We start from the raw sequence: 24,743 nt of genomic DNA, 5'->3' as shown, positions 1-24,743 counted from the left end.
GCCATCATCGAGCTTCGATCGACCAAGTGGAGTCCGAGTTGGGAGGGCGCGTGGCGATGGAGGCCGGCCCTCGCGACACCGCACAAGGCACCGAGCACCTCACCACCGAACGGGGTGAACCGGAGCCGGAGGAAGGACGTCTGAGCCCGGACGGGCCGGACGCCGACGACACGCAGGACGGCGTGACCGCCGACGGGCCCGAACCCGAGGAGATGTTCGCCGGCGGCCCCGAGGTCGAGGTCGAGCTGCGGCCCCAGCGCCGGCTGCGGATCTGGCACCTCGCCCCCATCGTGGGCCTGGCCGCCACAGGCTCCCTGATGTTCGCGTTCCCCCTCGCCTTCGACTTCGGCGACAGCGGCGCCGTGATCGCGATGCTGGGGCTGCTGATCTGCTCCTGCGCGGCAGGCTGGGGCATGATGGCCGCGCGCCGCGTCGGACACACCTGGCCCGGCCTGCCCCAGCGCGGCTCCGGCCGCCGCCCCGACTGGCGGGTCGTCCTCGCGTACGTCCTGCTCGTGGCCGCGGTCGTGGTCCTGGCCGTGTGGCGGGTCGCCCGGCTCCGCTAGGGCCGACAGGGCCCGGGCGCCGCGGTCTCCCGCACCCCGCGGAACGCACCCCCGTACGCGCGCGTGCACGGCCGGGCTCCCCGGGCGCCGCGCCGACGCGGGCCCGGTGTCGGAGCCACCCCGTACGATCGAGGAATGAGCACGCGGATCGCCTTCCTCAAGGGTCACGGCACGGAGAACGACTTCGTGATCGTTCCCGACCCCGAGAACGCCATCGATCTCCCCCCGGCCGCCGTCGCCGCCCTGTGCGACCGGCGCGCGGGCATCGGCGGCGACGGGCTGCTGCACGTCGTGCGGTCCGCCGCCCACCCCGAGGCACAGACCATGGCGGCCGAGGCGGAGTGGTTCATGGACTACCGCAACGGCGACGGCTCCGTCGCCGAGATGTGCGGCAACGGCGTCCGCGTCTTCGCGCGCTACCTCCAGCACGCCGGACTCGCCACCGAGGGCGACCTCACGGTCGCCACGCGCGCGGGCGTACGGACGGTGCACCTTGCCAAGGACGGGGACGTCACCGTCGGCATGGGCCGGGCCCGCCTGCCCGAGGGGGACGTCACGGTGACCGTCGGCGAGCGCACCTGGCCCGCCCGGAACGTGAACATGGGCAACCCGCACGCCGTCGCCTTCGTCGACGACCTCACGCACGCCGGCGACCTGCTCGCCCCGCCGCCCTTCAGCCCCGCGTCCGCCTACCCCGACGGCGTCAACGTCGAGTTCGTCGTCGACCGCGGCCCGCGGCACGTCGCGCTGCGCGTGCACGAGCGCGGATCCGGCGAGACCCGCTCGTGCGGCACGGGCGCGTGCGCCGTCGCCGTGGCGACCGCACGCCGGGACGGCGCCGACCCGGCCGTCACCGGCACACCGGCCACGTACACGGTGGACGTCCCCGGCGGCCGCCTCGTCATCACCGAGCGCCCCGATGGGGAGATCGAGATGACCGGCCCGGCGGTCATCGTCGCCGAAGGCGCGATCGACCCGGAGTGGCTGGAAACCGCCGCCCGCTGACGGGTTCGCCGACTTGGCATCGGAGGCCGACACGGCCCGGTGGCGCACAGGTGTGCCGCCGGGACCAGGTCCGCGTCTTCGACTTCGCGACCTGCCGCAGGTCAGGCGGCGCAAAACCGTAAACCTCCGGACGGTCGCTCGAATGGGTGATCCGTTTCACGCTCGGGGAGAGGCGGTCGGTCGGGCGTGGTGGGCTCGGTAGCATCAAGCACCGGCCCGGACGGGAGACCGTTGCCAGGCCCCTGAGCCGTGTCCGCCCCGGGGCACTCCGTCCGCCGGTCCAGCAGCCGGAGGTGCCCATGAGTGCGGAGGCCACGAACCCCGCGACCCCAGGCCCGGTGGTGCCTGTCGCTTCCCGCAGGCGCAGTCGCCCCCGGATCGACCTGCGGCGGCTGGGCCGGGCCGCGTTGCTCGGCCCCGCCTCGCGCGGCCGGCTGCCCGACGCGATCGGCCATGTCGTCGAGGCGCACCGGGCCCACCACCCCGACGCCGACCTGGACCCGCTGCGCCGCGCCTATGTGCTCGCCGAGTCCTCGCACCGCGGCCAGATGCGCAAGAGCGGTGAGCCGTACATCACGCACCCCCTCGCCGTGACCCTCATCCTCGCCGAACTGGGCGCCGAGACCACGACGTTGACGGCCTCCCTGCTGCACGACACCGTCGAGGACACCGATGTGACGCTGGAGCAGGTCCGCGAGGAGTTCGGCGAGGAGGTGCGCTACCTCGTCGACGGCGTCACGAAGCTGGAGAAGGTCGACTACGGCGCCGCCGCCGAGCCCGAGACCTTCCGCAAGATGCTCGTCGCCACCGGCAACGACGTCCGCGTGATGTCGATCAAACTCGCCGACCGGCTGCACAACATGCGCACCCTCGGCGTGATGCGCCCCGAGAAACAGGCCCGCATCGCCAAGGTCACCCGCGACGTCCTCATCCCGCTCGCCGAACGCCTCGGAGTCCAGGCCCTCAAGACCGAGTTGGAGGACCTCGTCTTCGCGATCCTCCACCCCGAGGAGTACGCGCACACACGCGAGCTGATCGCCGAGAACGCCACCCGCGCCGACGACCCGCTCGCCGAGTTCGCCGACGCGATGCGCGGCGTGCTGCGCGAGGCCGACATCCAGGCCGACGTGCTCATCCGGCCCCGGCACTTCGTCTCCGTCCACCGCGTCTCCCGCAAACGCGGCCGGCTGCGCGGCTGCGACTTCGGCCGCCTGCTCGTCCTCGTCAACGAGGACGCCGACTGTTACGCGGTCCTCGGCGAACTGCACACCTGTATGACACCGGTCGTCTCGGAGTTCAAGGACTTCATCGCCGTCCCCAAGTTCAACCTGTACCAGTCGCTGCACACCGCCGTCGCCCGCGCGGACGGCCAGGTCGTCGAAGTCCTCATCCGCACCCACCAGATGCACAAGGTCGCCGAGGCCGGTGTCGTCGCACTCGGCAACCCCTACGCCGCCCCCGCGGAGGAACAGAACCTCTCGGGCGACGGCGAACGGATCGACCCCACCCGGCCCGGCTGGCTCTCCCGCCTCCTCGACTGGCAGGAAGCCGCCCCCGACCCGGACACCTTCTGGTCGACCCTGCGCGAGGACCTCGCCCAGGACCGCGAGATCACCGTCTTCCGTCCCGACGGCGGCACCCTCGGCCTCCCCGAGGGCGCCACCTGCGTGGACGCCGCGTACGCGCAGTACGGCGAGGACGCCCACGCCTGCATCGGCGCCCGTGTCAACGGCCGCCTCGCGACCCTCAGCACCGTGCTGCGGGACGGAGACACCGTCCAGCTCCTCATGGGCCAGGACCCGGCCTCCGAGCCCTCCAGGGAGTGGCTGGAGCACGCCCACACCCCGGCCGCCCGCATCGCCATCCAACGGTGGCTGGCCACGCATCCCGCGCCCGACGGCGGGGCGGAGGAGCCCGGCGACGGATCTGACGGCGGACTCGGCGGCGCATCCGACGGCGGATCTGACGGCGGATCCGGTGGACGGCCTCGGCCCGGCGGGCACGGCAGGCCCGGCGGGCATGGCAGGCGCGGTGGGCACGTCGGGTTCGGCGGGTTCGGCGGGGACACCGGGGGAGACACGACCGCCGGGGCGACGGGCGTGGGGGGAGCCGCCGAGGGTGTCTCCGCGCGACCCGCCTCCGAGGGGCCGTTCTCCCGGCCCGGCGACGCGATCACCGCCGTGGACCGGCCCCGGGCGAGCGTCCGGCTCGCCGGCTGCTGCACGCCCGTGCCCTCCGACGAGGTGACCGGTTTCGCCGTGCGCGGGGGAGCGGTGACCGTGCACCGTGTGGAGTGCGCCGCCGTGGCGCGTATGACGAACGCGGGGCGCGCGCGGGTCGACGTGCGCTGGGGAGACACCACCGAGTGCCGGGTCACCCTGGTCGCTGAATCGTTCGGCCGCCCCCATCTGCTCGCCGACCTCACCGAGGCGATGGCACTGGAGGGCGCGGAGATCGTCTCCGCGACCGTCGAACCCCCGAGCCAGCAGCGCGTACGCCACACCTACACGCTCCAGCTCCCCGACGCGGCCCACCTGCCCGCTCTGATGCGCGCCATGCGGAACGTGCCCGGCGTGTACGACGTGACCCGGGCACAGCACCACGCACCGGCCCCCTGAAACGCGCCCCGCCCGCCGGCGACCCCGCCCGGTCGCTGACCCCGCCCGGCCGCCGACCCCGCGCGGTCGGCGCCCCAGCCCGGCCGGCGAGGTGGCCGGGCTGGGAGGCAGCCGCGGCCGCCGACGCGGCGTCCGCCCGTCACCCACCACCCGCACCCGGGCAGTCCGTTCGAGTGGGCCGGTCGCGCGCCGTCGCGGAGCCGCACGCGCGCGCTGGTAGCGGTGGTGCATGCCCCACACCCCCCGCGCCCCCATCACCTCCAGCCCCACCAGCCTCACCGGCCAGATCGGCCAGATCGGCCAGATCGGCCAGATCGGCCTCACCGGCACTCCCACCCCCAGCGGCACCACCATCACCACCGGCATCCCTCTCACCCTCCGCCCCGACCGCCCCCGGACCGCCTCCCCGCGACGCCTCACCTCCGCGCTCCTCGCCTCGGCCGTCTCGGTCTGTCTCGTCGCCGCGGGCGCACCCGCGACCCCGCTCGGCATCGGCGACCGCCTCTTCCCGCACCTGGGCAACCCCGGGTACGACGTGACCGCCTACAACCTGTCCTTCACGTACTCCGGTGACAACAGCCGGCCGCTCCGGGCGGTCACCACCATCGACGGCCGGACCACCACCGCCCTGGACCGGATCAACCTCGACTTCGCCCACGGCACGGTCGAGTCCGTCGAGGTCGACGGAGAGCCCGCCGCCTTCGCCGGAGCCGGCGAGGACCTGGTGATCACACCGGAGGAGCCGCTGCGCGCGGGCGACCGGATGCACGTCACCGTGCGGCACACCAGCGATCCGGTGAGCGTCGCCGGACGGGACGGCGGCTGGGTGCGGACCACGGACGGCCTGGCCATGGCCAACCAGGCGGACGCCGCCCACCTGGTGTTCCCCTGCAACGACCACCCCTCCGACAAGGCCAGGTTCACGATCCGGGTCACCGCGCCCGCCGGCTACACGGCCGTCGCCAACGGTCTTCCGGCCGACGTCCACAGGTCCGGCCGCACGACCACCTGGACGTACCGCACGCACCACCCCATGGCCACCGAGCTCGCCCAGGTGTCCATCGGCCGCTCCACCGTCCTGCACCGCAAGGGCCCGCACGGACTGCCCGTCCGGGACGTCGTGCCCACCGGGGACCGCGAGCGCCTCGAACCGTGGCTGAAGAAGACCCCCGACCAGATCACCTGGATGGAGAAAAAGGTCGGCCGCTACCCCTTCGAGACGTACGGCCTGCTCATGGCCGACGCCGCCACCGGATTCGAGCTCGAGACGCAGACCCTCTCCCTCTTCGAGAAGGACCTGTTCACCGAACCCGCCTACCCCCGCTGGTACATCGAGTCGATCATGGTGCACGAGCTGGCCCACCAGTGGTTCGGCGACAGCGTCACCCCCCGCACCTGGTCCGACCTGTGGCTCAACGAGGGACACGCCACCTGGTACGAGGCCCTCCACGCGGAGGAGAAGGCGGGCCGCACCCTGGAGGCCCGCATGAAGGCGGCGTACGGCGCCTCCGACCGCTGGCGGGCGGCCGGCGGTCCGCCCGCCGCTCCCAAGCCGCCGGTGCCCGGCCAGAAGATCGGCATCTTCCGCCCGAACGTCTACGACGGCGCCGCCCTCGTGCTGTACGCCCTGCGCCAGAAGATCGGCACGCGCGCGTTCGAGCAGGTGGAGCGTGCCTGGGTGCGCGACCACCGGGACGCCACGGCGGGCACCGCCGACTTCCTGCGCCTCGCCGAAAAGACCTCCGGACGCGACCTCGGGGCCTTCTTCCGGGGCTGGCTGTACGGAAAGAAGACCCCGCCGATGCCCGGACACCCGGAGTGGACGTCGGCGGCGCCCGCAGCCACCGCGGAGGCCGCGGAATAAGACGGTGACGAGACGGGCCGTACCGTGCGACCATCGTCAGGTCGGCGCGGCAGGGGACGACGGGAATCTCCCGGGGTACTCGTGCGTTGACCATGAAGACCACCGAATCGGCATCCCCAACGACGTAAGGACCCAATGACCTCCTCTTCTTCCCCTTCCCAGGACACCAAGCGCTTCGCGCACGCCTACCCCGAAGGTCTTCGGGCCGATGCCCTGATGGAAGAGGACGTCGCCTGGAGCCACGAGATCGACGGAGAGCGGGACGGCGACCAGTACGACCGCTCCGAGCGCGCGGCCCTGCGCCGTGTCGCGGGCCTCTCCACCGAACTCGAGGACGTCACCGAGGTCGAGTACCGGCAGCTCCGCCTGGAGCGGGTCGTACTCGTCGGCGTCTGGACCTCGGGGACCGTGCAGGACTCGGAGAACTCCCTCGCGGAGCTGGCCGCCCTCGCGGAGACCGCGGGCGCGCTGGTGCTCGACGGCGTGATCCAGCGCCGCGACAAGCCCGACGCGGCCACCTACATCGGCTCCGGCAAGGCCGACGAACTGCGGGACATCGTGCTCGAGACGGGCGCCGACACGGTCATCTGCGACGGTGAACTCAGCCCGGGTCAGCTGATCCACCTCGAGGACGTCGTCAAGGTCAAGGTCATCGACCGTACGGCCCTGATCCTCGACATCTTCGCCCAGCACGCCAAGTCCCGGGAGGGCAAGGCGCAGGTCGCGCTCGCGCAGATGCAGTACATGCTGCCGAGGCTGCGAGGCTGGGGTCAGTCGCTGTCCCGGCAGATGGGCGGCGGCAAGGGCGGCGGCCTCGCCACCCGAGGTCCCGGTGAGACCAAGATCGAGACGGACCGGCGCCGGATCCGCGAGAAGATGGCGAAGATGCGCCGTGAGATCGCGGAGATGAAGACCGGCCGCGAGATCAAGCGTCAGGAGCGCAAGCGCCACAAGGTGCCGTCCGTGGCCATCGCGGGCTACACCAACGCCGGCAAGTCCTCGCTGCTCAACCGTCTCACGGGCGCCGGTGTCCTGGTCGAGAACGCCCTGTTCGCCACCCTCGACCCGACCGTGCGCCGGGCCGAGACCCCGAGCGGTCGGCTGTACACGCTGGCGGACACCGTCGGCTTCGTCCGGCACCTGCCGCACCACCTGGTCGAGGCGTTCCGCTCCACCATGGAGGAGGTCGGCGAGTCCGACCTGATCCTCCACGTGGTGGACGGCTCGCACCCGAACCCGGAGGAGCAGCTGGCCGCCGTCCGCGAGGTGGTCCGGGACGTCGGCGCCACCGACGTGCCCGAGATCGTCGTGATCAACAAGGCGGACGCGGCCGACCCGCTGACGCTCCAGCGGCTCATGCGGATCGAGAAGCGTTCCATCGCGGTCTCGGCCCGCACCGGCCAGGGCATCGACGAACTGCTCGCGCTCATCGACGACGAGCTGCCACGCCCGTCGGTCGAGATCGAGGCGCTCGTGCCGTACACGCTGGGCAAGCTGGTCGCCCGTGCCCACACCGAGGGCGAGGTGATCTCCGCGGAGCACACGGCGGAGGGCACCCTGCTGAAGGCGCGCGTGCACGAGGAACTCGCCGCGGACCTCGCGCCGTACGTCCCGGCGTCGCTCGCCTGACACCCTCCACCACGACGGCCCGCCCCCTGCCCGGTGCAGGAGGCGGGCCGTCGGCGTGCACGGGTTCTGCTCTGCTCGGGGAGTGCGATCGTCGTGACCGGCCCCGGTCGTCGCCGAGCCGGTCGACGCACACGACCGTCCTCAGCCCGCTCTGCGCCGGGCTACGGCGGCAGATGCCGGGCAGCCCCCGGCGCCCGCCGCGTGCATCACTGCCCGGCGAACTTTCCGCTCACCGAGTCGTACACGCTCTCGGCCACCTCACCCAGCCGCGGCCCCGCGAGCCAACCGGCCTTCACCGGGCCGATCGAGGTGTTGGACACCAGTGCCGGCTCGCCGTCCGAGCCGGTCGCCACCCAGCCGCCGCCGGACGCGCCGCCGGTCATCGTGCAGCCGATGCGGTACATCGTCGGGTCCGTGGCGTTCAGCGACAGCCGCCCCGGCGCATCCTGGCACTGGTACAGCTTCTGCCCGTCGTACGGCGCCGCCGCAGGGTAACCCGTGGCGGTCACACTGCCCACCTTCGCCACGGCCGGCGCCGCGAAGTCCACCGGCAGGGCCGAACCGATCGTCTCCTCCAGCGACTTGCCCGAACCACCCGCCTCGGGCGTCACATGGATCACCGCGAAGTCGTACGAGGCACCGTCACCGCCGGTCTGCCCGCCCTGCGCGATCCACTGGTCCGAGGTCTGCGCCCAGTCACCCCACCAGACGCCGTACGGCGCCACCTGCTCCTTGGTGGCCGTCTGCAACTCCGCGTCCGTCATGCCCGAGTCGTTGTACGACGGCACGAACGCGATGTTGCGGTACCAGCCGCCCTCCTTGCCGGCGTGCACGCAGTGGCCCGCCGTCCACACCAGGTTGGACTTGCCCGGGTGTGCCGGGTCCTGGACGACCGTCGCCGAGCAGACCATCGTGCCCTCGGGGGAGTCGAAGAACACCTTGCCCGCCTCGGGAGCGTTGGCGTGGTAGGCGGGCGACACGGCCGTCGCCTCCACCACCGCGGGCGTCGGGTCGGTCACGCCCTGGTCGTCCGTGAGGTCGCTGTCGTCGACCGCCCGCTCCGGGTCCTCGGCCTCACGCATCCGGTCCTCGTCCCACAGACCCTCGATGATCGGGTTGATGTAGTCCTGCGCCTCGCGCAGCCAGTCGTCCCGGTCCCAGTCCTTCCAGGCGCCGTTCTTCCACTTGTCGAGGTCGATCCCGTGCTCCTTGAGCCGGTCCTTGATGTCGTCCGGGATCGTGATCTTGCCGTCGCCACCCGCCGAGGCGGACGCGGTGGCCTCGCCTCCCGCGTCGGCGCTGCCCGAGTCGCACGCGGTCGCGGTGAGCACAAGCACCGAGGCGAGAGCAACAGCGCCCAGCAAGGGGGAAGTTCCGCGGCGGGCGTCCCTCCCCCGACGAACGGTCGACGACGGCCGTATGGATCGCATGGTCTGACTCCCCCTGCTGTCAACGAACTTGGAGCGGTGGCCGTTCCCGGCGCGGAACTCATGGTGATCTCACGCCTAGTTCATATGAGCCTCACGGCCCTGTGGAACGGCCTCACACGATATGCGCTCGCCGCGGGGGACTTCCGCCGTAACGGCAACGGTTCGGCTACAAGCCGCCTGACCTGCTCATCGTCCCTGTGGGGAGGGACGGTTCCCGGTGCTGCCGACGACGGTGGGGCGAGGGTGAGGACGCGACCCGGCGCGCCCCCACCGCCGAGACACCGTCAGCGACCACCGCCCTGACGGTCACGGCCGACCGTCAGGGGCGCGGGCCGGTACACGACGTAGGCCGCCTCGCCCAGACCGAGCGCGGTGGCCGCCCGCTGGAGCGCCGCCGGCGTCGCGGCGCTGCCCCAGTGCCCGGTGGTGACGCGGTGCTCCAGGGCGCGCAGGGCGGCCACCGTCTCCGCGGCGGTGAAGGTGCAGTGCCCCTGTCGCTCGACGTACGCCTGGCGCAACAAGGCGCCGGCACCCGCCGCGCGCACCCGGTCGCCGAACCGGCGCTCCTGCTCCACCGGCACGAGCGCGTCGGCCGTGGTGTGGACGTTCAGCAGCGGCACGGCCAGCCCCTGACCCGCCGACGAGGTGCGCTCGGCGGTGCGCACCGCGGCCGGATCCGCGGTGATCTCCGCACCGTCCGTCAGCGCCTCCAGATCGGCGCCCAGATCCAGCCCGGCACTCCGGTACAGGGCACGCACCTGCGGCGCGTGCACGGAGCGGGCCAGCAGGCGGGCGTAGTCGACGCCCCGGTTCCAGGAGTTGTTCCCTCCGACCGACTGTTCGACCGCGTACCGCCCTCCTTCGATGAACGACAGGACACCGCTCGCGAACCACGCGTACTGCTGTTCCTCCTGGCCCGCCCAGTCGTCCGCCGCGGGCCGGGCCTGGTCCGGGGCCCATGCCGGGAGGTTGAGGAAGGCCGCGGCCAGCGCGATGCGGGCCCGCCCCTGCGCAGTGGCCTGCGCCGCTGTGACGGCGTCGGTGAGCACACGGGCGGTGTCGGCCGCCTCGGCGGCCGAGCCGAAGCCCACCAGCTCGACCTGCTCGCCGGGCAGCAGCAGCCGGGCGAGCGTGTACTCGGCGTCGAGCTGATAGTTGTCCAGGTCGGTGCCGCCCGCCACCAGCCCGCAGAGCCCCAGCGCGCCGTCGATCCGGCCGGCTCCGTCCCGCGCGAGCTGAGCGTTGACGAGTCCTCCCATGGACTGCCCGACGGTGAGGGTGTGCTCGGGCTCCCCGATCTTCGCCGTGACCGCGTCCAGCGTGGCGAACTGGTCGCGTTCCGCACTGGCCAGCGCCCACTTCGAGCCGTTGGGGTCGTAGGAGGAGCCGGCCAGCGCGTAGCCCTCGGCGAGCAGTTCCGCGCGCACGGCTTCGGAGGGCGCGTTCTGCGCGGCGAGCGAGCCGAAGCCGTGGCTGTACAGGACGAGGGTGCCGTTCCAGTCGGCGGGTACGTCGGCGATCCAGGTGGCGCCGTCGTCCAGGGTGCCGGTGAGGCGGGCGACCGCAGGTTCCGCCTGCGCGGCCGGGGCTGACAACAGTGACGTGATGAGACTCGACGGCGTCACCGCACGAGTCTCGACGCAACCCGTAACCCGCTGGACCCACCGGGGTTGGTAGCCATGGGGCCTGCCGCCTGTGTGCTGCCCCGCGTGCGGAACTTCACCGAGGGTGGGGAACGCCCTCTCCCGAGGCTGACGACCCCTACACCGGCCCCCGAGGTTCCGCCACGCACCGACTCGCCTCTGCACAGCGGGAGGAACAGGAGCCGTGGCCGTGACCGAGCCTGTACCGGGGGAGGTGCCTTCGAGGCGCTCCGGCGACGACGGAGACGTCGCCCTGAGGACAGCCCCGGCAAGGGGACGCCCGGCCCATGAGGGGATCCTGCGGCGGCAGTCCCTGCGAGAGTCGGCGGCGCGCACCTACGCGCGCTCCCTGCCGATCGTCCCCGTGCGGGCCCGCGGGCTGACCATCGAGGGCGCTGACGGCCGCCGCTACCTCGACTGCCTGTCGGGCGCCGGCTCCCTGGCGCTCGGCCACAACCACCCCGTCGTGCTGGAGGCCATCCGCAAGGTCCTGGACTCCGGCGCACCCCTGCACGTCCTCGACCTGGCCACCCCCGTCAAGGACGCCTTCACCACCGAACTGTTCCGCAGTCTGCCGTCCGGACTCGCCGACACCGCGCGCGTGCAGTTCTGCGGACCGGCCGGCACGGACGCGGTGGAGGCCGCGCTGAAGCTGGTGCGGGCCGCCACCGGCCGGACGGGAGTCCTGGCGTTCACCGGCGCCTACCACGGCATGACCGCCGGCTCCCTCGAAGTATCCGGTGGTGCCGTCGACGTACGGGTGACGCGCCTGCCCTATCCGCAGGACTACCGCTGCCCGTTCGGCGTCGGCGGCGAGCGGGGCGCCGAACTCGCCGCCCGCTGGACGGAGTCGGTACTCGACGATCCCAAGTCCGGCGTGGGAACGCCCGCCGGGATGATCCTCGAACCCGTCCAGGGCGAGGGCGGGGTGATTCCGGCACCGGACGCCTGGATGCAGCGCATGCGGCACATCACGGCCGAACGGTCCATCCCGCTGATCGCCGACGAGGTCCAGACGGGCGTGGGCCGGACCGGCGCCTTCTGGGCGGTGGAGCACAGCGGGGTCACCCCCGATGTCATGGTCCTCTCCAAGGCGATCGGCGGCAGCCTTCCCCTCGCCGTCATCGTCTACCGCGACAGCCTCGACGTCTGGGAACCCGGCGCCCACACGGGTACGTTCCGCGGCAACCAGCTCGCCATGGCCGCCGGAACGGCGACCCTCGCCTACGTCCGTGCCAACGGCCTCGCCGACCGCGCCGCCCGCCTGGGCACCCGCATGCTCTCCCAGCTCCGGCAACTCGCCCAGCACCTCCCGTACATGGGCGACGTGCGAGGAAGAGGGCTGATGATCGGGATCGAGATGGAGGACCCCGAGGGCGCGTGCGACCGGGCGAGCGGCCCGGCCGGAGCCGTCCCCTCCACGCCGCACCTGCCGGCCGGTGCGACGAGTGCCGCGGCGGAAGCCGCCCATGGCGCTCACCCCGCCGCTCCCGGCCTGGCCGTGGCCGTCCAGCGCGAGTGCCTGCGCCGCGGCCTGATCGTCGAACTCGGCGGGCGGCACGGAAGCGTCGTCCGCCTGCTGCCGCCCCTGACGATCACCGACGAGCAGGCGGCCGCCGTACTCGACCGGCTGGCGGACGCGATGGAGGCGGTGGCCCGCACCCACGCCGACCGACCGTGCCAGGCCGGTCACCCGGGTCACGCCGGACGACCTGGCCACATCGGCCGCACGGGCCACACCCGCCACCACCGGCCCGGCCCACCGCAACAGACGACCGGTCCACCCCCGCCACCAGGGGCCGCCGATGCCGAAGGCGACAGCTGAACCGGCCCACGCCCGCACAGACCTGCCACGAAGGCCGAGCCCACCGGCGGCCCGTGTACCGCGACGCTCCCGCGACCCGTGACGGAGCAGCCCCACCGACCACCCGCGGCCACCCCCGTCACCTCGGGCCGGCCACTCCGGGTCCCTCCCGCCGAGAACCCACCTCCCGGCCTCGACGCGCATCCCCGCGTCTTCCGACGAACACACGCACCCTCGCACCTCGTTTCGTCGCCGACCGAGCCGCTCCCATCCGACGAGGAACGACCTTGACCACGTCCCCCCAGTCCGCCGGTTCCGCACCCCGGACACCTGCCCCTTCCCCCGCATCCGCGTCGACCCCTTTCGTCCCCTCATCGTTCTCCGCTCCCTCTCCCTCTTCCTCTCCCGCTCTCCCCGTCCCCCGCCAACCGGAGGACACCGGCCGCGCCGACCACGGGCACCGCACCGAGCACGCCGAACCGCAGGGCTCCGCCGACGCCAGTCCCTTGAGTGCCACCGATCCCCTGCACGACCCCGATCCGCCGACGGCGGCCCAGACGGCCTCCGTGGAGAACCTGCTGCGCTGCTGGGTCCGCGAGAGTGGCCTGACCGCCCCCGACGACAACCTCCTGCGCATTCCGCTGCCCGCCACCGGCACCGCGCTGCTCACCCCCGTCCACTACTGGTCCCCGACCGGCTGGCACCGCTTCGGCCTCCCGCGCCTGGTGGCCGCCCCTGAGCACAGCCCACCCGTGGACGCGGTCACGGTCGTGGCCCTACTGGCCCGCGAAGCGCTCCGCCCCCGCACCGCGGCCGCGGAACCCGCCGAGCGAGCCGTCGGCCGGGGGCCACACCCCGGCTCGCGTCAGGACGCACCCACCTCCGGGATCCCGGCACGCCGCCCCACGCCGTCCGCGCACGACGCCCTCGGCAGCGCCGACCTGGTCGCCCGCGTCGCCGACTCCGTCCGCCGCACCGCGACGTTCATCAGCGCCCACCGGAAACGCCCGGCCGACCGGCCCGACCTGTTCCTCTCCGCCGAACAGGCGCTCACGCTCGGGCATCCCCTCCATCCGACCCCGAAGAGCCGCGAAGGCCTCACCGACGCCGAAGCGGCGTTGTACTCACCCGAGGCGGGCGGCTCTTTCCCGGTGCACTGGCTGGCCGTCGCCCCGTCCCTGATCGCTTCCGACTCCGCCTGGACCGAGCGCGGTCGCCGTGTGCCCGCGGACCGGCTGACGCGCCTCCTCGCCGGTGCCGGGCTGCCGCTGCCCGAAGACCACGCGGCCCTGCCGCTGCATCCGTGGCAGATGCGCGAAGTCCGCCACCGACCCGAGGTCGCGGCCCTGCTCGACGCCGGACTGCTCCGGGACCTCGGTGTCCACGGCCTCCCCTGGCATCCCACCTCCTCCGTCCGAACCGTCTACCGTTCCGGCGCCCCGGCGATGCTCAAGCTGTCACTGGGGCTGCGTATCACCAACTCCCGTCGTGAGAACCTGCGCAAGGAACTCCACCGTGGTGTCGAAGTGCACCGCCTGCTGCGTACCGGCCTGTCCAGGCACTGGCAAGCGTCCCATTCGTGCTTCGACATCGTCCGCGACCCCGCATGGCTCGCGGTCGACGGACCCGACGGCCTTCCGGTGACCGGGCTCGACGTCGTCATCCGGCACAACCCGTTCACGCCGTTCGACGACGTCACCTGTGTCGCGGCCCTCGTCGCGCCCCGCCCGCACGTCCAGCGGAACGCCGGACCGGAGCACCCCTGTGCCGAGGCGGGCCGGCCGGTCCAGGACCCGGCTCCCCGTCTGTCGTCCCGTCTCGCCACGCTCGTCACGCGCCTCGCCCGGAAGACGGGCCGCCCGCTCGGGGCCGTGGCCACCGAGTGGTTCCTGCGCTACCTGGAGCAGGTCGTCCGTCCGGTGCTGTGGCTCGACGGCGAGGCGGGCGTCGCCCTCGAAGCACACCAGCAGAACACGCTTCTTCTGCTGGATCCGGACGGCTGGCCCGGCGGAGGCCGCTACCGCGACAACCAGGGCTACTACTTCCGCACGTCCCGTCGCGCGGGACTCGACGCCCGACTGCCGGGGATCGGCGAACGCAGCGACACTTTCGTCTCCGACGAGATCACCGACGAGCGCTTCGCCTACTACCTCGGGATCAACAACGTCTTCGGGCTCATCGGCGCGTTCGGCTCCCAGAGACTCGCCGACGAGAACGTGCTGCTCGCCGCCTTCCGCCGGTTCCTCACCGACGCGGCCCACGGCCAGGACCGGACGCGCAGCCCACTCCCCACCCGTCTGCTCGACTCACCCGTCCTGCGGTGCAAGGCCAATCTGCTGACCCGACTCCACGGCCTCGACGAACTCGTCGGCCCGGTCGACACCCAGTCCGTGTACGTCTCCATCGCCAACCCCCTGCACCCCTGACACGTTCATTCCCCTGACCACCGCTTTCACCGCCCCGGGGAGCCAGCCCCCTTCCTTCCTCCTTCCATCCGGCCCAGCCCCCTCCTGCCTTCAGAGAGGAGCCTCACCATGGCCCCCACAACCGTCGAGGACGTTCGGACCGAGCGTCCGCCCGCCGACGACCTGCTGGACCGTCTCGACCACGAGAGGCCGGTCACCACTGCGGCCGGCGCCTTCCGCCTGGCGTCGGTGCGGATCAAGAGGGACCTGCTCCGCATCGTCGGCTGGATGAACGACCCCGCTGTCGCCGCGTTCTGGGACCTGGCCGGCCCGGCGTCCGTGACCGAGGAACACCTGCGGCGCCAACTGGACGGCGACGGCCACAGCGTTCCCTGCATCGGCCTGCTGGAGGGCTCACCGATGAGCTACTGGGAGATCTACCGGGCAGATCTCGATCCGCTGGCCGGTCACTATCCGGCTTTGCCTCACGACACCGGTATCCACCTCCTCATCGGCGGGAACGCCGACCGTGGGCGCGGACTCGGCGGCGTTCTGATCGCAGCCGTCGCCGACCTCGTCTTCGGCGGCAGACCCGCCTGCGCACGCGTCATCGCTGAACCCGACCTTCGCAACATCGCCTCCGTAGCCGCCTTCCTCAACGCCGGCTTCCGGCTCTCCGCCGAGATCGACCTGCCCGCCAAGCGAGCCGCCCTCATGCTCCGAGACCGGAATCCATCCTTCCTGTCATGACTCTCCGCAATCAAGTCGTCACACATGGAACGGACCGGCCCGCGGGCCGGTTCCCCGCCGTCCGAACTTTTTTCCGCCCCCCGCCCCCTTTTCGCTGTCCTCAGCTCCTCCGGCCCCTTCGGCTCTTGCAGTCCTATCGGCCTCCAGTCCCGTCGGCTCCTTCCCTCTCTCGGGCCCGCGCCCGACCCGAGAAGCGTCCGAACAGTGATCACGTCTCCGTTCTCGCCACCGGTCACCTGTATGGCCACCCGTTTGTCAGTGCCGGGCCGTAGGGTGGTCGCGCTATGACGAAGCCCTCACTCCCCGAACTCCTCCATGCCGCCGTCGCCGCAGTCGGCGGTACGGAGCGCCCCGGCCAGGTGGCCATGGCCGAAGCCGTCGCAGAGGCCATCGACGACGGCTCCCATCTGCTGGTCCAAGCCGGCACCGGTACCGGTAAGTCGCTGGGGTACCTCGTGCCCGCGCTCGCCCACGGGGAGAGAGTCGTCGTGGCGACCGCCACCCTGGCCCTTCAGCGTCAGCTCGTGGAACGCGACCTGCCGCGCACGGTCGACGCGCTGCATCCGCTGCTGCGCCGCCGCCCGGAGTTCGCCATGCTCAAAGGCCGGTCGAACTACCTCTGCCTGCACCGTCTGCACGAAGGCATGCCGCAGGACGAGGAAGAGGGCCTCTTCGACCAGTTCGAGGCGGCCGCACCCACCAGCAAGCTCGGTCAGGACCTGCTGCGGCTGCGCGACTGGGCCGACGAGACGGAGGACGGTGACCGCGACGACCTGACCCCCGGCGTCTCCGACCGTGCCTGGAGCCAGGTGTCGGTCTCCTCCCGGGAGTGCCTGGGCGCCTCGAAGTGCGCGTACGGCGCGGAGTGCTTCGCGGAGATGGCCCGCGAGCGCGCCAAGCTGTCCGAGGTCGTCGTCACCAATCACGCCCTCCTCGCCATCGACGCCATCGAGGGCGCCCCGGTCCTCCCGCAGCACGAGGTGCTCATCGTCGACGAGGCGCACGAGCTGGTCTCGCGGGTCACCGGAGTCGCCACCGGCGAGCTCACCCCGGGCCAGGTCAACCGCGCGGTGCGCCGCGCGGCGAAGCTGGTCAACGAGAAGGCCGCCGACCAGCTCCAGACCGCCGCCGAAGGTTTCGAACGGCTGATGGAGCTGGCGCTGCCCGGCCGCTTGGAAGAGGTCCCCGAAGACCTCGGGTACGCCCTCATGGCGCTGCGCGACGCCGCACGCACCGTCATCTCGGCGATCGGTGCGACCCGTGACAAGTCCGTCCAGGACGAGGACGCCATTCGCAAGCAGGCACTCGCCTCCGTGGAGACGGTGCACGACGTGGCGGAGCGCATCGTGAACGGCTCCGAGTACGACGTCGTCTGGTACGAACGCCACGACCGCTTCGGCGCTTCCCTGCGCGTCGCCCCCCTCAACGTGTCCGGCCTGCTGAGGGAGAAGCTCTTCACGGACCGCTCCGTGGTGCTGGCCTCGGCGACCCTGAAACTGGGCGGGGACTTCAACGGCGTGGGCGCCTCACTGGGCCTCGCCCCGGAGGGCACACAGGGTGACGACGTCCCCCAGTGGAAGGGCATCGACGTCGGCTCGCCCTTCGACTATCGCAAACAGGGCATTCTGTACGTCGCCAAGCATCTGGCCCGCCCCGCGCGCGACGGCGACCGGACGGACATGCTGGACGAGCTGACGGAACTGATCCAGGCGGCCGGCGGCCGCACTCTCGGCCTCTTCTCTTCCATGCGGGCCGCCCAGCTCGCCGCCGAGGAGCTGCGCACGCGCATCCCCGAGTTCCCGGTCCTGCTGCAGGGCGAGGAAACCCTCGGTGAGCTGATCAAGAACTTCGCGGCGGACCCGAGGACCTGCCTCTTCGGCACGCTGTCGCTCTGGCAGGGGGTCGACGTACCAGGACCGAGCTGTCAGCTGGTGGTCATGGACAAGATTCCGTTCCCGCGCCCCGATGATCCGCTGATGAGCGCCCGCCAGAAGGCGGTGGAGGACGCGGGCGGCAACGGCTTCATGGCCGTCGCCGCCACACATGCCGCGCTGCTGATGGCGCAGGGCGCGGGCCGGCTCGTGCGCGCGTCGGGTGACCGCGGTGTCGTCGCCGTACTGGACCAACGCCTGGCGACAGCCCGCTACGGCAGCTACCTGAAGGCGTCCATGCCGGACTTCTGGTACACCACGGACCGCAACCAGGTCCGGAAGTCGCTGGCGGCGATCGACGCGGTGGCCAAGAAGGCGGAAGGCGAAGTCGTAGCGGCGACGGCGCGGTGAGGGAGGCCTGCCCCGGCTCCGGGGCAGGCTCACGCCGGGTGGTCGATCGGGCCGGGCAGGGGCTGATCGGACAGCCCCGATACAGACTGGTCGGACAGGCCGGATACGGCAGGCAGGCCAGGGCAGGGCGGTGCTCGGTCGGGAACTGATGGGGCACGGCATCCGGCCGAGCGCAGCACAGGGCCCCGGAACCGGCGCAGGGATCCCGGGGCCCAGTCAGGGGGGCGGGTCGAGAAGGCCCGTCCGTCGCCGGTGTCAGACGCGGCGCAGAACGGCCACCACCTTGCCGAGGATGGTCGCGTCGTCGCCGGGGATCGGCTCGTACGCCGCGTTGTGCGGGAGCAGCCACACATGGCCGTCCTCACGCTTGAAGCGCTTGACGGTGGCCTCGCCGTCGAGCATCGCGGCCACGATGTCGCCGTTCTCGGCGACCGGCTGGCGGCGGACGGTCACCCAGTCGCCGTCACAGATCGCGGCCTCGATCATCGAGTCGCCCACGACCTTCAGCACGAACAGCTCACCGTCACCGACCAGCTGCCGGGGCAGCGGGAACACGTCCTCGACCGACTCCTCGGCGAGGATGGGGCCACCGGCGGCGATCCGGCCCACCAGTGGAACGTATGACGCGGCGGGCTTTCCGGCGGTGTCCGTGGGCTGCACGGCAGCCGCCTGGTCGGAGCCCCGCACCTCGTACGCGCGCGGGCGGTGCGGGTCCCGACGGAGGAAGCCCTTCCGCTCCAGCGCCATCAGCTGATGCGCGACCGAGGAGGTGCTGGACAGGCCGACCGCCTGGCCGATCTCCCGCATGGACGGCGGGTAACCGCGCCGCTGCACGGAGTCCCGAATGACCTCGATCACCCGCCGTTGCCGATCCGTGAGCCCCGAGCTGTCCGCCCGGATGCCTGGAGGTCGGCCCGGCAGGGAGCGCTTGTGTCCCTCGGGATTCGTGGCTTCGTTCATCGCATGCACCGGCTCGAGTCGGCCCTGGGAGCGGTCCTGGGCGGTGATGGTGGCACTGTCTGCGGTGGTGGTCACGTCGGCCCCTCTCGATGGTCTCCCTGCTGGACAACGGTAGTTGCTTTCGAAAGGTTGCGCCAAACACACGTTCGAGTGAAAAAGCGTGTATTGCCTGACTTGATCATGTGTTTGGGTGTATGGCTAACGCGCTGACCGGCGGACGGGGGAGCTCATTGTTGTACTCTTCCCCGCCGGGGCCGATGGCCTTGCGGGGTGTCGCCCCAGTCTGCCATCCGCCCTCCCCTCGTCCGGGGACCGGGCCCAGCTCTGCGCGAGAGTCCTACCGGTCCTCCTTGTGGTGCTCACCGTATCCCCGTGGGTGCGGCGGTGCGGCGCCTGTGCACGCGCGCGTGAGCGTGGCTTTCGTGTGCCCGGTGTGACGCCCGAACAGCGGTGCGTGAGGGCTGTGGGTGCGACACGCGAAACAGCCTGGGCGAATGGGTCAAGCCCCATATCTAGTGGTTGGATGGCGGCAGCGGCCCACAAGTTGTGGTCCCCCGGGTCATCGCATGCTGATGGATCGCCTATGCTTGGGGCTGCTTCGAGGGGCCCATGAGGTCCCTGAGGCGCAAGAGTCTGCTGTGAGGAGGGTTGGGAATTCATGCACTGCCCCTTCTGCAGGCACCCCGACAGCCGCGTCGTCGACAGTCGTACGACCGACGACGGCACGTCGATCCGCAGGCGCCGCCAGTGTCCTGACTGCTCCCGTCGCTTCACGACCGTGGAGACGTGCTCGCTCATGGTGGTGAAGCGGTCCGGCGTCACCGAGCCCTTCAGTCGCACCAAGGTCATCAACGGCGTGCGCAAGGCCTGCCAGGGCCGGCCCGTCACCGAGGACGCCCTCGCCCAGCTCGGCCAGCGGGTCGAGGAGGCGGTGCGGGCCACCGGAAGCGCCGAGCTGACCACCCACGACGTCGGGCTGGCCATACTCGGACCGTTGCAGGAGCTCGACCTCGTCGCCTATCTGCGGTTCGCCTCCGTCTACCGGGCGTTCGACTCGCTCGAGGACTTCGAGGCCGCTATCGCGGAACTCAGGGAGCAGACGGGACACCCCGCCGCGGACGACGACGACCGCGAGGACGCCGAAGGCGCTGTCGCGGGGGGCCGGGAAGACGACGGCGGGCGCGGAGGGACCGTGCAGGTCCCCGAGCCCGCCCACGCCGCCGACTGACCGGCGGGCCGGGACGGGGCCAGGACCCCCGGATCCGGCCGGGCGGCGGCGAAGAAGACTTGCTGCGGGCGCAGGCGTGTGGTTGCCCGCAGTACCAGACACAACACCGTGCCACGGAACATCGTGGCATTTCAGGGCGTTTTTGCCTGTACAGGGAGGCGGCATGACAGAGACGGCGAGCGGTCCGGCACGAGGTTCCCGAGCGAAGGGCACCAAGGCCACCAAGGGGCTGCGTATCGAGCGCATCCACACCACTCCCGGCGTGCACCCGTACGACGAGGTGGCCTGGGAGCGCCGTGACGTCGTCATGACCAACTGGCGCGACGGCTCGGTCAATTTCGAGCAGCGCGGCGTCGAGTTCCCCGACTTCTGGTCGGTGAACGCGGTCAACATCGTCACCAGCAAGTACTTCCGGGGCGCCGTGGGCACCCCGCAGCGCGAGGTCAGCCTCAAGCAGCTGATCGACCGCATCGTGAAGACCTATCGGAAGGCTGGAGAGGAGCACCACTACTTCGCCTCGCCCGCCGACGCCGAGATCTTCGAGCACGAGCTCGCCTACGCCCTCCTGCACCAGATCTTCAGCTTCAACAGCCCCGTCTGGTTCAACGTCGGCACCCCGCAGCCCCAGCAGGTCTCCGCCTGCTTCATCCTGTCCGTCGACGACTCCATGGAGTCGATCCTCGACTGGTACAAGGAAGAGGGCATGATCTTCAAGGGCGGCTCCGGCGCCGGCCTGAACCTCTCCCGCATCCGTTCCTCCAAGGAACTGCTCTCCTCCGGTGGCAACGCCTCCGGCCCGGTCTCCTTCATGCGCGGCGCCGACGCCTCCGCCGGCACCATCAAGTCCGGCGGCGCCACCCGCCGCGCCGCCAAGATGGTCGTCCTCGACGTGGACCACCCCGACATCGAGGACTTCATCGAGACCAAGGTCAAGGAGGAGGAGAAGATCCGCGTCCTGCGCGACGCGGGCTTCGACATGGACCTGGGCGGCGACGACATCACGTCCGTCCAGTACCAGAACGCGAACAACTCGGTCCGCGTGAACGACGAGTTCATGCAGGCCGTCGAGCAGGGCGGTCAGTTCGGCCTGCGGGCGCGGATGACCGGCGAGGTGATCGAGAAGGTCGACGCCAAGTCGCTCTTCCGCAAGATCGCCGAGGCCGCCTGGGCCTGTGCCGACCCCGGCATCCAGTACGACGGTGTCATCAACAACTGGCACACCTGCCCCGAATCCGGCCGGATCACCGCGTCGAACCCGTGCAGCGAGTACATGCACCTGGACAACACGTCCTGCAACCTCGCCTCGCTGAACCTGATGAAGTTCCTGAAGGACGACGGCCAGGGCAACCAGTCCTTCGAGGCCGAGCGTTTCCAGAAGGTCGTCGAGCTGGTCATCACCGCGATGGACATCTCCATCTGCTTCGCGGACTTCCCGACCCAGAAGATCGGCGAGAACACGCGCGCGTTCCGCCAGCTCGGCATCGGCTACGCCAACCTCGGCGCCCTGCTCATGGCGACCGGCCACGCGTACGACTCCGACGGCGGCCGCGCCCTGGCCGGTGCCATCACCTCCCTGATGACCGGCACGGCCTACCGCCGCTCCGCCGAGCTGGCCTCGGTCGTCGGCCCGTACGACGGCTACGCCCGCAACGCCGACGCCCACAAGCGCGTCATGAAGCAGCACGCCGACGCCAACGGCACGGCCGTCCGCATGGACGACCTGGACAACCCGGTCTGGGCCGCCGCCACGGAGGCCTGGCAGGACGTGCTGCGCCTCGGTGAGAAGAACGGTTTCCGTAACGCCCAGGCGTCCGTGCTCGCCCCGACCGGCACCATCGGTCTCGCGATGTCCTGCGACACCACCGGCGTCGAGCCCGACCTCGCCCTGGTCAAGTTCAAGAAGCTGGTCGGCGGCGGTTCGATGCAGATCGTCAACGGCACCGTCCCGCAGGCCCTGCGCCGCCTGGGCTACCAGGAGGAGCAGATCGAGGCGATCGTCGCCCACATCGCCGAGAACGGCAACGTGATCGACGCCCCCGGCCTCAAGCAGGAGCACTACGAGGTCTTCGACTGCGCCATGGGCGAGCGCGCCATCTCCCCGATGGGCCACGTCCGCATGATGGCCGCGATCCAGCCGTGGATCTCCGGCGCCATCTCCAAGACGGTCAACATGCCGGAGACGGCGACCGTCGAGGAGGTCGAGGAGATCTACTACGAGGCCTGGAAGCTGGGCGTCAAGGCGCTCGCGATCTACCGCGACAACTGCAAGGTCGGCCAGCCGCTCTCCGCGAAGACCAAGGAGAAGGAGAAGGCCGAGATCACGGAGAAGGCCGAGGACACGATCCGTACCGCGGTCGAGAAGGTCGTCGAGTACCGCCCGGTCCGCAAGCGCCTCCCCAAGGGCCGTCCCGGCATCACCACCTCCTTCACGGTCGGCGGCGCCGAGGGCTACATGACCGCCAACTCCTACCCGGACGACGGTCTCGGCGAGGTCTTCCTGAAGATGTCGAAGCAGGGTTCCACGCTCGCGGGCATGATGGACGCCTTCTCCATCGCGGTCTCCGTCGGCCTTCAGTACGGCGTTCCGCTGGAGACGTACGTCTCGAAGTTCACCAACATGCGCTTCGAGCCGGCCGGTATGACGGACGACCCGGACGTGCGGATGGCCCAGTCGATCGTCGACTACATCTTCCGCCGCCTGGCGCTCGACTTCCTGCCCTTCGAGACGCGGTCCGCGCTCGGCATCCACTCCGCCGAGGAGCGCCAGCGGCACCTGGAGACCGGCTCCTACGAGCCGGCCGATGAGGACGTCGACGTCGAGGGTCTGGCCCAGTCGGCTCCGCGCCAGACGGACCTGAAGGCCGTGGCCACGCCGAAGGCGGAGGTCGAGGCGGCCGCGCCCGCCCCGAAGCAGGCCCACACCAGCGCCGAGCTGGTGGAGATGCAGCTGGGCATCCAGGCCGACGCCCCGCTGTGCTTCTCCTGCGGCACGAAGATGCAGCGGGCCGGTTCCTGCTACATCTGCGAGGGCTGCGGCTCGACCAGCGGCTGCAGCTGATACCGGGCGCCGTCGTGGCGTGACCTACTGATCAGGGCGGTGGAGCCGGTTACCCGGCGCCACCGCCCTGATGCATGCGTGCGCGGCTCGCGCGCGCGGATCAGTTCTGGTGCAGTCGGCCCATGATCTGCGTGAACGTCGCCGGGTTGTCCTCGAAACCCCGGACACCGGCGTCGAACGCCCATCCGTCGGCCGAGACACGCCTGAACTCCGCGACCGTCGCCGCCGTCGCGCCGAGGACGCCGCCGAAGTCGTCCACGGCCAGGTCGGTGTAGCCCTCGCGGATGCGGACGGCGGGGTTGAGCACGCTGACGAAGGTCCGATGGGCGGGCTGCTGCTGGATGACCACACCGACCACCACGCGCGCGTACCGGACATCCAGCCGGTTCAGCTCCACCACCATGACCTCGTCCCAGCCGAAGCCCTTGCCGTCCTTGCTGTCCCGGTTGAGATGGACGGTGCCGTCGGGGGAGCGGCTGTCGAAGTGCACCACGTAGGCGGGGGCGCCCTGCGGATCGTCCGCCAGGTAGGCCGCGGCCACCAGGTCCAGATCGGTGGGCGGCTGTCCCGCCGGACTGGGGTCCCACTTCAGCGCTATCTCGACCTTGCCGATCCCCTTGTTGAGGCCGTTCACCGGACTGCCCTCCCCGTTCCCCGTCTGTCTTCGCCCCGAACTGCCGGATCGTCAGGGCCGGTTGTCCATCCTGCCACGCGCGTGTACGCCCGCGCAGGACCGCTCGGTGCCCGAGGAGACCGGCACCACGCCCGGTGGCCGTACGATGGCGCGGTGCTGGTCAAGTGGATTCGCTGCACCGTGGTCGACCGCCGCGGTTTCGAGCGGGGGCAGCGGAAGTGGGCGGGGCTTCTGGGGGAGCCGGGATTTCGGGGACAGGGCGGGGGCTGGAGCAGGACACGGACCTCCGTCGCGCATGTCTTCTCCTTCTGGGAGAGCCGTGCCTTCTACGACTCCTTCATGGCGCGCTCCCACGACCGGCTCGCGGCCGCCCAGGCGGGCACCTTCACGGATGCCCAGGTCCGGCTGTTCGACCACCGCTTCGACGTGAAGACGGGCTTCGAACCCCGCTTCACCGATTCCGACCTGCTGCGGGTCGCCCTGTGCCGGGTGCGCGAGGAGCGCGCCGAGCACTTCACGCTCATGCAGGAGAAGGTGTGGAACCCCGCCATGGCCGGATCCCCGGGGATGATCCGCGGCCTGTTCGCGGAGGCGCCGGGCCACGAGTTCCTGGTGCTGTCGATGTGGCGCTCGGAGGCCGAGCACGGCAAGTACCGCGCCGAGCGTGTCGAGCGGCTCGCACTGCGTGCCCAGATCGAGGCGGACATCTCCTCCCTCACCGGTGACATCGTGCCCCTCGAACCGACCTGGACGGTTTGAGAACCGGACTCGCGGTGGGTGCGGCCTCGCGGGCGTTCCGACGTGGGATCCATGTGACGTACGCCGTACAGGGACCGTTCGATTGCCCGATCGGCCGCCACCCGATCT

The 24,743-nt window shown here is 71.3% G+C and carries 16 protein-coding genes; 12 read left to right on the top strand and 4 right to left on the bottom strand.

What is annotated here, in order from left to right; all coding sequences use genetic code 11:
• Positions 1-56 precede the first annotated feature (56 nt).
• The 5 genes from ACFYWQ_RS13370 to hflX all read left to right on the top strand — a co-directional run bounded on the left by ACFYWQ_RS13370 (position 57) and on the right by hflX (position 7,682).
• Positions 57-566: a hypothetical protein gene (locus ACFYWQ_RS13370; protein ID WP_389515964.1), complete on the top strand. Its 510-nt coding sequence runs from the start codon at positions 57-59 to the stop codon at positions 564-566.
• Positions 567-701: 135 nt separating this feature from the next.
• Positions 702-1,571 (top strand): diaminopimelate epimerase, encoded by an 870-nt coding sequence (gene dapF, locus ACFYWQ_RS13365; RefSeq protein WP_389515795.1) that lies wholly within the window; start codon positions 702-704, stop codon positions 1,569-1,571.
• A 299-nt stretch (positions 1,572-1,870) separates the two neighbouring features.
• Entirely contained in the window at positions 1,871-4,189 is a 2,319-nt protein-coding gene (locus tag ACFYWQ_RS13360; protein WP_389515793.1) for a RelA/SpoT family protein, read from the top strand.
• Between the two features lie 229 nt (positions 4,190-4,418).
• Positions 4,419-6,053: a M1 family metallopeptidase gene (locus tag ACFYWQ_RS13355; RefSeq protein WP_389515791.1), complete on the top strand. Its 1,635-nt coding sequence runs from the start codon at positions 4,419-4,421 to the stop codon at positions 6,051-6,053.
• A gap of 135 nt (positions 6,054-6,188) precedes the next feature.
• Positions 6,189-7,682, top strand: a complete 1,494-nt coding sequence (hflX, locus tag ACFYWQ_RS13350; protein WP_389515788.1) for a GTPase HflX — start codon at positions 6,189-6,191, stop codon at positions 7,680-7,682.
• 206 nt (positions 7,683-7,888) lie between these two features.
• Here hflX and ACFYWQ_RS13345 read toward each other — a convergent pair whose 3' ends face one another.
• The gene (locus tag ACFYWQ_RS13345; protein WP_389515786.1) at positions 7,889-9,112 is read right to left on the bottom strand and encodes a trypsin-like serine peptidase; all 1,224 of its coding nucleotides are present in this window, start codon (positions 9,110-9,112) and stop codon (positions 7,889-7,891) included.
• 284 nt (positions 9,113-9,396) lie between these two features.
• Positions 9,397-10,737: a DUF6351 family protein gene (locus ACFYWQ_RS13340; protein ID WP_389515785.1), complete on the bottom strand. Its 1,341-nt coding sequence runs from the start codon at positions 10,735-10,737 to the stop codon at positions 9,397-9,399.
• A gap of 202 nt (positions 10,738-10,939) precedes the next feature.
• On the opposite strand from ACFYWQ_RS13340, the gene ACFYWQ_RS13335 reads away from it, so the two are divergent.
• The 4 genes from ACFYWQ_RS13335 to ACFYWQ_RS13320 all read left to right on the top strand — a co-directional run bounded on the left by ACFYWQ_RS13335 (position 10,940) and on the right by ACFYWQ_RS13320 (position 17,996).
• On the top strand, positions 10,940-12,580 hold the full coding sequence (locus ACFYWQ_RS13335; RefSeq protein ID WP_389515784.1) for a diaminobutyrate--2-oxoglutarate transaminase family protein: 1,641 nt from the start codon (positions 10,940-10,942) through the stop codon (positions 12,578-12,580).
• Positions 12,581-12,846: 266 nt separating this feature from the next.
• Entirely contained in the window at positions 12,847-14,985 is a 2,139-nt protein-coding gene (locus tag ACFYWQ_RS13330) for an IucA/IucC family protein (RefSeq protein ID WP_389515782.1), read from the top strand.
• 108 nt (positions 14,986-15,093) lie between these two features.
• Complete coding sequence (locus ACFYWQ_RS13325) at positions 15,094-15,714, top strand: GNAT family N-acetyltransferase (protein ID WP_389515780.1); 621 nt, start codon at positions 15,094-15,096, stop codon at positions 15,712-15,714.
• Between the two features lie 284 nt (positions 15,715-15,998).
• Positions 15,999-17,996, top strand: coding sequence for an ATP-dependent DNA helicase (locus ACFYWQ_RS13320; RefSeq protein WP_389515778.1), 1,998 nt, complete (start codon positions 15,999-16,001; stop codon positions 17,994-17,996).
• Between the two features lie 255 nt (positions 17,997-18,251).
• Here the strand turns inward: ACFYWQ_RS13320 and lexA are convergent, their stop codons facing one another.
• Positions 18,252-19,031, bottom strand: coding sequence for a transcriptional repressor LexA (gene lexA, locus ACFYWQ_RS13315; RefSeq protein WP_365458901.1), 780 nt, complete (start codon positions 19,029-19,031; stop codon positions 18,252-18,254).
• Positions 19,032-19,614: 583 nt separating this feature from the next.
• On the opposite strand from lexA, the gene nrdR reads away from it, so the two are divergent.
• Positions 19,615-20,184: a transcriptional regulator NrdR gene (gene nrdR, locus ACFYWQ_RS13310; protein ID WP_385064644.1), complete on the top strand. Its 570-nt coding sequence runs from the start codon at positions 19,615-19,617 to the stop codon at positions 20,182-20,184.
• A gap of 163 nt (positions 20,185-20,347) precedes the next feature.
• Positions 20,348-23,242 (top strand): vitamin B12-dependent ribonucleotide reductase, encoded by a 2,895-nt coding sequence (locus tag ACFYWQ_RS13305; RefSeq protein ID WP_389515775.1) that lies wholly within the window; start codon positions 20,348-20,350, stop codon positions 23,240-23,242.
• A gap of 100 nt (positions 23,243-23,342) precedes the next feature.
• On the opposite strand, the gene ACFYWQ_RS13300 is transcribed toward ACFYWQ_RS13305, so the two are convergent.
• Positions 23,343-23,876: a TerD family protein gene (locus tag ACFYWQ_RS13300; RefSeq protein ID WP_389515773.1), complete on the bottom strand. Its 534-nt coding sequence runs from the start codon at positions 23,874-23,876 to the stop codon at positions 23,343-23,345.
• A gap of 153 nt (positions 23,877-24,029) precedes the next feature.
• Between ACFYWQ_RS13300 and ACFYWQ_RS13295 the strand changes: the two genes are divergently transcribed.
• Positions 24,030-24,635: a YdbC family protein gene (locus ACFYWQ_RS13295; RefSeq protein WP_389515772.1), complete on the top strand. Its 606-nt coding sequence runs from the start codon at positions 24,030-24,032 to the stop codon at positions 24,633-24,635.
• The last annotated feature ends 108 nt before the right edge of the window (positions 24,636-24,743 follow it).

The sequence above is a fragment of the Streptomyces sp. NPDC003247 genome (genome assembly GCF_042888135.1).
Classification (GTDB): Bacteria; Actinomycetota; Actinomycetes; order Streptomycetales; family Streptomycetaceae; genus Streptomyces.
The sequence above is the reverse complement of the archived record's forward strand: the minus strand, read 5'-3'. Positions and strand labels throughout refer to the sequence as shown.

What these genes read in the sequence shown, in the direction of transcription:
- ACFYWQ_RS13370 (WP_389515964.1), top strand. Translation starts at nt 57, where the DNA reads ATGGAGGCCGGCCCTCGCGACACCGCACAAGGCACCGAGCACCTCACC.
- dapF (WP_389515795.1), top strand. Translation starts at nt 702, where the DNA reads ATGAGCACGCGGATCGCCTTCCTCAAGGGTCACGGCACGGAGAACGAC.
- ACFYWQ_RS13360 (WP_389515793.1), top strand. Translation starts at nt 1,871, where the DNA reads ATGAGTGCGGAGGCCACGAACCCCGCGACCCCAGGCCCGGTGGTGCCT.
- ACFYWQ_RS13355 (WP_389515791.1), top strand. Translation starts at nt 4,419, where the DNA reads ATGCCCCACACCCCCCGCGCCCCCATCACCTCCAGCCCCACCAGCCTC.
- hflX (WP_389515788.1), top strand. Translation starts at nt 6,189, where the DNA reads ATGACCTCCTCTTCTTCCCCTTCCCAGGACACCAAGCGCTTCGCGCAC.
- ACFYWQ_RS13345 (WP_389515786.1), bottom strand. Translation starts at nt 9,112, where the DNA reads ATGCGATCCATACGGCCGTCGTCGACCGTTCGTCGGGGGAGGGACGCC.
- ACFYWQ_RS13325 (WP_389515780.1), top strand. Translation starts at nt 15,094, where the DNA reads ATGGCCCCCACAACCGTCGAGGACGTTCGGACCGAGCGTCCGCCCGCC.
- ACFYWQ_RS13320 (WP_389515778.1), top strand. Translation starts at nt 15,999, where the DNA reads ATGACGAAGCCCTCACTCCCCGAACTCCTCCATGCCGCCGTCGCCGCA.
- nrdR (WP_385064644.1), top strand. Translation starts at nt 19,615, where the DNA reads ATGCACTGCCCCTTCTGCAGGCACCCCGACAGCCGCGTCGTCGACAGT.
- ACFYWQ_RS13305 (WP_389515775.1), top strand. Translation starts at nt 20,348, where the DNA reads ATGACAGAGACGGCGAGCGGTCCGGCACGAGGTTCCCGAGCGAAGGGC.